The following is a 5,078-nucleotide window of genomic DNA, read 5'->3' as shown; positions in this document are numbered from 1 at the left end:
AACACAGTGGACGCGAGCAACTGAGGACAAGCCCTCGGCCTATTAGTACCGGTCAACTCCACACGTTGCCGTGCTTCCATATCCGGCCTATCAACCCAGTCGTCTACTGGGAGCCTTACCCCATCAAGTGGGTGGGAGTCCTCATCTCGAAGCAGGCTTCCCGCTTAGATGCTTTCAGCGGTTATCCCTCCCGAACGTAGCCAACCAGCCATGCCCTTGGCAGGACAACTGGCACACCAGAGGTTCGTCCGTCCCGGTCCTCTCGTACTAGGGACAGCCCTTCTCAAGACTCCTGCGCGCGCAGCGGATAGGGACCGAACTGTCTCACGACGTTCTAAACCCAGCTCGCGTACCGCTTTAATGGGCGAACAGCCCAACCCTTGGGACCGACTCCAGCCCCAGGATGCGACGAGCCGACATCGAGGTGCCAAACCATCCCGTCGATATGGACTCTTGGGGAAGATCAGCCTGTTATCCCCGGGGTACCTTTTATCCGTTGAGCGACGGCGCTTCCACAAGCCACCGCCGGATCACTAGTCCCGACTTTCGTCCCTGCTCGACCCGTCGGTCTCACAGTCAAGCTCCCTTGTGCACTTACACTCAACACCTGATTACCAACCAGGCTGAGGGAACCTTTGGGCGCCTCCGTTACTCTTTAGGAGGCAACCGCCCCAGTTAAACTACCCATCAGACACTGTCCCTGATCCGGATCACGGACCCAGGTTAGACATCCAGCACGACCAGACTGGTATTTCAACGACGACTCCACCACCACTGGCGTGGCGGCTTCACAGTCTCCCAGCTATCCTACACAAGCCGAACCGAACACCAATATCAAACTGTAGTAAAGGTCCCGGGGTCTTTCCGTCCTGCTGCGCGAAACGAGCATCTTTACTCGTAGTGCAATTTCACCGGGCCTATGGTTGAGACAGTCGAGAAGTCGTTACGCCATTCGTGCAGGTCGGAACTTACCCGACAAGGAATTTCGCTACCTTAGGATGGTTATAGTTACCACCGCCGTTTACTGGCGCTTAAGTTCTCAGCCTCGCCACCCCGAAGAGTGACTAACCGGTCCCCTTAACGTTCCAGCACCGGGCAGGCGTCAGTCCGTATACATCGCCTTACGGCTTCGCACGGACCTGTGTTTTTAGTAAACAGTCGCTTCTCGCTGGTCTCTGCGGCCACACCCAGCTCACCGAGTAAATCGGATCACCGGACATGGCCCCCCTTCTCCCGAAGTTACGGGGGCATTTTGCCGAGTTCCTTAACCATAGTTCACCCGAACGCCTCGGTATTCTCTACCTGACCACCTGAGTCGGTTTAGGGTACGGGCCGCCATGAAACTCGCTAGAGGCTTTTCTCGACAGCATAGGATCATCCACTTCACCACAATCGGCTCGGCATCGGGTCTCACCCACGTGCCATCCGGATTTACCTGGATGACGGGCTACACCCTTACCCCGGGACAACCACCGCCCGGGCTGGACTACCTTCCTGCGTCACCCCATCACTCACCTACTACGGGTCCGGTTCGTCGGCTCCACCACTTTCCTTTCCCCGAAGGGTCCGGAACGGCTTCACGGACTTAGCATCGCCCGATTCAATGTTTGACGCTTCACAGCGGGTACCGGAATATCAACCGGTTATCCATCGACTACGCCTGTCGGCCTCGCCTTAGGTCCCGACTTACCCTGGGCAGATCAGCTTGACCCAGGAACCCTTAGTCAATCGGCGCACACGTTTCTCACGTGTGTATCGCTACTCATGCCTGCATTCTCACTCGTCAACCGTCCACAACTCGCTTCCGCGGCTGCTTCACCCGGCAGACGACGCTCCCCTACCCATCACAGTCCCCGTTGGGGGTATGTACTGCAATGACACGACTTCGGCGGTACGCTTGAGCCCCGCTACATTGTCGGCGCGGAATCACTAGACCAGTGAGCTATTACGCACTCTTTCAAGGGTGGCTGCTTCTAAGCCAACCTCCTGGTTGTCTGTGCGACTCCACATCCTTTCCCACTTAGCGTACGCTTGGGGGCCTTAGTCGATGCTCTGGGCTGTTTCCCTCTCGACCATGGAGCTTATCCCCCACAGTCTCACTGCCGCGTTCTCACTTGCCGGCATTCGGAGTTTGGCTAAGGTCAGTAACCCGGTAGGGCCCATCGCCTATCCAGTGCTCTACCTCCGGCAAGAAACACGCGACGCTGCACCTAAATGCATTTCGGGGAGAACCAGCTATCACGGAGTTTGATTGGCCTTTCACCCCTAACCACAGGTCATCCCCCAGGTTTTCAACCCTGGTGGGTTCGGTCCTCCACGAAGTCTTACCTCCGCTTCAACCTGCCCATGGCTAGATCACTCCGCTTCGGGTCTTGGGCATGCTACTGGATCGCCCTGTTCGGACTCGCTTTCGCTACGGCTTCCCCACACGGGTTAACCTCGCAACACACCGCAAACTCGCAGGCTCATTCTTCAAAAGGCACGCAGTCACGACGTTGAGTGCAAGCACTCAACGCGACGCTCCCACGGCTTGTAGGCACACGGTTTCAGGTACTATTTCACTCCCCTCCCGGGGTACTTTTCACCATTCCCTCACGGTACTATCCGCTATCGGTCACCAGGGAATATTTAGGCTTGGCGGGTGGTCCCGCCGGATTCACACGGGATTTCTCGGGCCCCGTGCTACTTGGGTGTCTCTCAAACGAGCCGTTGACGTTTCGGCTACGGGGGTCTTACCCTCTGCGCCGGACCTTTCGCATGTCCTTCGCCTACATCAACGGTTTCTGACTCGCCTCATGGCCGGCAGACCATGAACAAGAGATCCCACAACCCCGCATGCGCAACCCCTGCCGGGTCTCACACGCCTGCGGTTTGGCCTCATCCGGTTTCGCTCGCCACTACTCCCGGAATCACGGTTGTTTTCTCTTCCTGCGGGTACTGAGATGTTTCACTTCCCCGCGTTCCCTCCGCATACCCTATGTGTTCAGGTATGGGTGACAGCCCATGACGACTGCCGGGTTTCCCCATTCGGACACCCCCGGATCAAAGTCTGGTTGACGACTCCCCGGGGCCTATCGTGGCCTCCCACGTCCTTCATCGGTTCCTGGTGCCAAGGCATCCACCGTGCGCCCTTAAAAACTTGGCCACAGATGCTCGCGTCCACTGTGCAGTTCTCAAACAACGACCGACCACCCGTCACACACCGCTCGCGCGATGCTTCACCGGGGTCGGCACTGAAGGCAGCCGATACGGCCGTGCCCTCAGACACCCAACAGCGTGCCCGGCGCTCCCTGCCGCTTCCCTCGTTCGTTCCATGCCCCGAAGGGGCCGTACTGGAAGGAGAAGACGGTCGAGAGTGCCGAATAATCAACGTTCCACCCATGAGCCACCAGCACCGGACATGCGCCGGTGTACTGGCCTCTGGCCGGGCGAACCCGGCGAGAAGTGCTCCTTAGAAAGGAGGTGATCCAGCCGCACCTTCCGGTACGGCTACCTTGTTACGACTTCGTCCCAATCGCCAGTCCCACCTTCGACGGCTCCCTCCCCGCAAGGGGGTTGGGCCACCGGCTTCGGGTGTTACCGACTTTCGTGACGTGACGGGCGGTGTGTACAAGGCCCGGGAACGTATTCACCGCAGCGATGCTGATCTGCGATTACTAGCAACTCCGACTTCATGGGGTCGAGTTGCAGACCCCAATCCGAACTGAGACCGGCTTTTTGAGATTCGCTCCACCTCGCGGTATCGCAGCTCATTGTACCGGCCATTGTAGCACGTGTGCAGCCCAAGACATAAGGGGCATGATGACTTGACGTCGTCCCCACCTTCCTCCGAGTTGACCCCGGCGGTCTCCCGTGAGTCCCCAACACCCCCGAAGGGGCTTGCTGGCAACACGGGACAAGGGTTGCGCTCGTTGCGGGACTTAACCCAACATCTCACGACACGAGCTGACGACAGCCATGCACCACCTGTACACCGACCACAAGGGGGCGCCTGTCTCCAGACGTTTCCGGTGTATGTCAAGCCTTGGTAAGGTTCTTCGCGTTGCGTCGAATTAAGCCACATGCTCCGCTGCTTGTGCGGGCCCCCGTCAATTCCTTTGAGTTTTAGCCTTGCGGCCGTACTCCCCAGGCGGGGCACTTAATGCGTTAGCTGCGGCACCGACGACGTGGAATGTCGCCAACACCTAGTGCCCACCGTTTACGGCGTGGACTACCAGGGTATCTAATCCTGTTCGCTCCCCACGCTTTCGCTCCTCAGCGTCAGTAATGGCCCAGAGATCCGCCTTCGCCACCGGTGTTCCTCCTGATATCTGCGCATTTCACCGCTACACCAGGAATTCCGATCTCCCCTACCACACTCTAGCCTGCCCGTATCGACTGCAGACCCGGGGTTAAGCCCCGGGCTTTCACAATTGACGCGACAGGCCGCCTACGAGCTCTTTACGCCCAATAATTCCGGACAACGCTCGCGCCCTACGTATTACCGCGGCTGCTGGCACGTAGTTAGCCGGCGCTTCTTCTGCAGGTACCGTCACTTGCGCTTCTTCCCTGCTGAAAGAGGTTTACAACCCGAAGGCCGTCATCCCTCACGCGGCGTCGCTGCATCAGGCTTGCGCCCATTGTGCAATATTCCCCACTGCTGCCTCCCGTAGGAGTCTGGGCCGTGTCTCAGTCCCAGTGTGGCCGGTCGCCCTCTCAGGCCGGCTACCCGTCGTCGCCTTGGTGAGCCGTTACCTCACCAACAAGCTGATAGGCCGCGGGCTCATCCCTCACCGCCGGAGCTTTCAACCCCCGCCCATGCGGGCGGGGATGTCATCCGGTATTAGACCCCGTTTCCAGGGCTTGTCCCGAAGTGAGGGGCAGATTGCCCACGTGTTACTCACCCGTTCGCCACTAATCCACCCCGAGGGGCTTCATCGTTCGACTTGCATGTGTTAAGCACGCCGCCAGCGTTCGTCCTGAGCCAGGATCAAACTCTCCGTGAATGCTTTCCCGTGATCGGGAGAACACGTCACGAGAGCGGAACGGTCGGGCGGAATAGGCCCTACCGTTCACAGCGTCCTCGCTGTGTTTTTCTT

The 5,078-nt window shown here is 58.7% G+C and carries 2 rRNA genes; both read right to left on the bottom strand.

Annotation, left to right across the window (positions count from 1 at the left end):
• Positions 1 to 22: 22 nt before the first annotated feature.
• Positions 23 to 3,145: ribosomal RNA gene (locus AOK11_RS19495) — 23S ribosomal RNA — on the bottom strand.
• 310 nt (positions 3,146 to 3,455) lie between these two features.
• Positions 3,456 to 4,985 (bottom strand): 16S ribosomal RNA (locus AOK11_RS19490).
• The 16S and 23S rRNA genes sit together here, the layout of an rRNA operon.
• Between the last annotated feature and the right edge of the window lie 93 nt (positions 4,986 to 5,078).

It is taken from the genome of Streptomyces hirsutus, from assembly GCF_001418415.1.
GTDB classification, from domain to species: domain Bacteria; phylum Actinomycetota; class Actinomycetes; order Streptomycetales; family Streptomycetaceae; genus Streptomyces; species Streptomyces hirsutus.
Note: the sequence above shows the minus strand (reverse complement) of the source record. Positions and strands in the feature narration are given on the sequence as shown.